Here is a 2,220-nt window from a genome sequence, read left to right on the forward strand (position 1 = left end):
GTCCTTCGTTTGGTTGTTCGTCAACAATATGATGCGTCTGGTAATTTAGGTTTAGGTTCGGGTTGGCTTACTCAACATACACAAGTTAATAATGAAATTGCTTTGCGTATTCGTACCAATGAATCATTCCATCTTATTGATGATAACCGCCCTATTATTTGTATTGGTAACGGAACAGGTATTGCTGGCTTAATGAGCCTATTACACACCCGTACGCGTCATGATTACACTGAAAACTGGTTAATCTTTGGTGAACGTCAAAGAGCATGTGATTTCTTCTATGAATCGACCATTGAAGCATGGAAAACCACAGGAATGTTAAAGCGCCTCGATTTAGCATTTTCGAGAGATCAAGAACAACGCATGTATGTTCAAGATGTAATCCGTCAGAATGCAGCAGAATTAGTAAGCTGGGTAGAACGGGGTGCTGTTCTGTATGTATGCGGTAGTATTGATGGTATGGCAAGTGGAGTCGATCAAGCACTTATCGAAATTCTAGGTGAAGAACAGGTAGATGATTTAAGACAACAAGGCCGTTACCGCCGTGATGTTTATTAAAGATCAATAAAAACAAAAACCGAGTAATAGCTTAAATGCTTTACTCGGTTTTTTATTGCATTCAGAATGATTTTGCATACACTGTCTGCAATTTAAATTGCAACTCTAAGCACAATGCAAGTCAGTAAGTGGATCCGTATTTTCCTAGCAATCATTGGTTCGATTTTATTTCTAGATGGATTAGTTCTAATTTGTCTCAATAAAATTAATGTAGGCACCGTTATTCCTTTAATTTTAGGTGCTTTCCTCTGCCTATATTCCTTATTTTATTATCATTTAGAACGCTTTTTCTTCTATCACTATCGCTTACACACACTTTGGCGTTTTGGATGGTTATGCTTCTGGATATGGTTAATTGGCTTAGGCTATTTTTTTAGCTTTATTAAAGAAAATAAAGATACTTCAAATAATATTCCTCCAGTAAAAGCAATTATTGTCTTAGGAAGCGGTGTTGAGAATGGTCAGCCATCTACAATTCTTGCAAAACGTTTAGATACGGCCGCCCCTCTAGCCCTAAAACAGCAGCAAGCACAGATTGTTCTAACAGGTGGTCTTGATTTTTCAGAAAAAGAAAGCGAAGCATTGGTTATGTCTCGTTATCTTGAACAAAAGTATCATATCGCAAGAGATCAAATGATCCTTGAAGATAAAAGCACTAGCACAGACCTTAACTTAAAAAATAGTAAACCCTTATTAGAACAGCACCACATTACCTTAGAGCAGCCAATCGCTATTGTGACAAGTGATTTTCATATTCCTAGAGCAATAGCAATTGCAAAGAAACAGGGCTATACCCAAGTTTATGGGGTAGCGGCAGAAACACCATTAGCTACTCGTTACAATGCATGGTTACGTGAATATTTCGCATATGCAAGTGGATGGATTTTAAACGAATATTAAAAAATAATTTAATCGGCAAACTGCTATTTAAAAAAATAGCAGTTTTTTTTGTGAAAATATTAGTGATCGATACAAATACAAAGTTGATATTAGCTAGAACTAGTAATTACAGGCTAGATACTTATCTTTAAGCACTAGTAACGCAATTTAATGAGGTTGAGGAATCCCATCAAAAGCATGAAGAAACACCAATGCTAAAAAATTAAAAAACTAGCGATCAATAAAAAGAATAACTTAAAGATATAAGGGCTTTAATTTTAGAATAGAAAAGTTGTATCTACACTGAGTCACATAGTAAATAAATTTACATGTAAGTATAAGATATTTATAGATGAGTATAAATTTAGGGAATTTTAAATTTCTGATAGAAATTATGGTGGGCGCTGACGGGATCGAACCGCCGACATTCTGCTTGTAAGGCAGACGCTCTACCAACTGAGCTAAGCGCCCCAAGAAGAAAAAACTAATAAATTATTAATTTTTCGATTTAAAACTTTTACATCTCAAATCTTCTTCCAAACACAACCCGAACTGAAAAGTGGCGCAGCGGACGGGGCTCGAACCCGCGACCCCCGGCGTGACAGGCCGGTATTCTAACCAACTGAACTACCGCTGCACTTTCACAATGTCGAAATTGTGGGGTAAACGATGTTAAGTCTTAAGTGGCGCAGCGGACGGGGCTCGAACCCGCGACCCCCGGCGTGACAGGCCGGTATTCTAACCAACTGAACTACCGCTGCACTTGAGAGCTTAACGTAAAGG

Annotated in this window: 1 protein-coding gene, 3 tRNA genes and 1 pseudogene; 2 read left to right on the top strand and 3 right to left on the bottom strand. The window is 37.7% G+C overall.

Going from position 1 to position 2,220, the window contains the following annotated elements; all coding sequences use genetic code 11:
• Together J690_RS23400 and J690_RS23405 are read left to right on the top strand one after the other, a co-directional pair.
• Positions 1–558, top strand: a pseudogene (locus tag J690_RS23400) (PepSY domain-containing protein); the annotation flags it as partial.
• Positions 559–672: 114 nt separating this feature from the next.
• Positions 673–1,458: a YdcF family protein gene (locus tag J690_RS23405; protein ID WP_032038798.1), complete on the top strand. Its 786-nt coding sequence runs from the start codon at positions 673–675 to the stop codon at positions 1,456–1,458.
• Between the two features lie 374 nt (positions 1,459–1,832).
• Here the strand turns inward: J690_RS23405 and J690_RS23410 are convergent.
• The 3 genes from J690_RS23410 to J690_RS23420 all read right to left on the bottom strand — a co-directional run bounded on the left by J690_RS23410 (position 1,833) and on the right by J690_RS23420 (position 2,198).
• Positions 1,833–1,908: transfer RNA gene (locus J690_RS23410), tRNA-Val, on the bottom strand.
• Positions 1,909–1,997: 89 nt separating this feature from the next.
• Positions 1,998–2,074, bottom strand: a tRNA-Asp gene (locus tag J690_RS23415).
• A gap of 47 nt (positions 2,075–2,121) precedes the next feature.
• Positions 2,122–2,198, bottom strand: a tRNA-Asp gene (locus J690_RS23420).
• Positions 2,199–2,220: the final 22 nt, after the last annotated feature.

Origin of the sequence: Acinetobacter sp. 742879, assembly GCF_000588535.1 — a bacterium.
GTDB lineage: Bacteria > Pseudomonadota > Gammaproteobacteria > Pseudomonadales > Moraxellaceae > Acinetobacter > Acinetobacter pittii.